This is a genomic window from Bradyrhizobium sp. 160 (assembly GCF_023073735.1).
GTDB lineage: Bacteria > Pseudomonadota > Alphaproteobacteria > Rhizobiales > Xanthobacteraceae > Bradyrhizobium.
This window is the reverse complement of record NZ_JADPKD010000019.1, coordinates 1-1234: the sequence shown is the minus strand read 5'-3', so window position 1 is coordinate 1234 and position 1234 is coordinate 1. Positions and strand designations below refer to the sequence as shown.

The window sequence follows — 1234 nt, the reverse complement described above, 5'->3', positions numbered from 1 at the left end:
TGAGCGGCCCGAGACATAGGTGACATTTCGTACCGGACAGACGGGTTACACTTTCCGCTTTTGTTCTGCGGGAGGTGTAGATGCCGTGGAAAGCGAGTTCGGTGATGGAGGAGCGCCTGCGGTTTGTCGCCCGGCTGCTGGACGGCGAGGCCATGACGGAGGTATGCCGGGAGTTCGGCATCTCGCGGAAGACCGGCTACAAGATCTTTGGCCGGTACAAGGAACACGGGTTCGAGGCCCTGACGGACCGGTCGCGACGGCCGGTGCGCTACGCCAACCAGCTGCCGCAGCAGCTTGAAAGCGAGATCGTCCGCCTGAAGGCAGAGAAGCCACATTGGGGAGGCCGCAAGATCCGCGAGCTCCTGGTCCGGCGGCTGGATGGTGACGTCAGGGTGCCGGCCAAGAGCACCATCCATGCCGTGCTCGATCGCCACGGCCTGGTCAAGCGCGCCCGTGAACGGAAGAACCGCGCGCAGGGCACGCGGTTGTCGGCCGCGGTTGCGCCCAATGACCTCTGGTGCGCCGACTTCAAGGGCGAGTTCAAGCTCGGCAACGGACGCTACTGCTACCCCCTCACCGTGACCGATCAGGCTTCGCGGTTCTTGCTGATGTGCGAAGCCATGGAGTCGACGCGAGAGGAACTGGCAGTGACGGCGTTCGAGCGGCTGTTTGCCGAACGCGGGCTGCCGCTGTCGATCCGCTCCGACAATGGCGTGCCGTTCGCCAGCCCCAATGCGCTGTTCAACCTGTCGAAACTCGCGGTCTGGTGGCTTCGCCTCGGCATCGCGATCGAGCGCATCAAGCCTGGCCATCCGCAGCAGAACGGCCGTCATGAGCGCATGCACCTGACGCTGAAGCAGGAGGCGACCCGGCCACCGGGCGCGAACATTCTGCAACAACAAGGCCGCTTCGATGCCTTCGTGCACGAGTTCAACACGGAAAGACCGCACGAGGCGCTCGAGATGAAGTGTCCGGCGCAATTGTATGCGGCGTCACCGCGCCGCTATGACGGCCTACCCGAACTGTCCTATCCATTCCATGACCGCGACGTCCTTGTCACGGCCTGCGGCCGGCTCTGCCTGCATCGCAAGAGGATCAACATCTCGACCGTGCTGGCCGGCCAGAAGCTCGGCATCAAGGAAGTCGACGACGGCATTTGGCTCGTCAGCTTCATGCACTACGATCTGGGATACTTCGACCTGGAGCAAAAGACCTTGCAACCTCTCGACAACCC

Annotated in this window: 1 protein-coding gene; it reads left to right on the top strand. The window is 63.2% G+C overall.

Annotation, left to right across the window (positions count from 1 at the left end):
- Positions 1 to 80: 80 nt before the first annotated feature.
- On the top strand, positions 81 to 1234 hold a 1154-nt coding region (locus IVA98_RS08605; protein ID WP_247354650.1), incomplete at its 3' end, for an IS481 family transposase.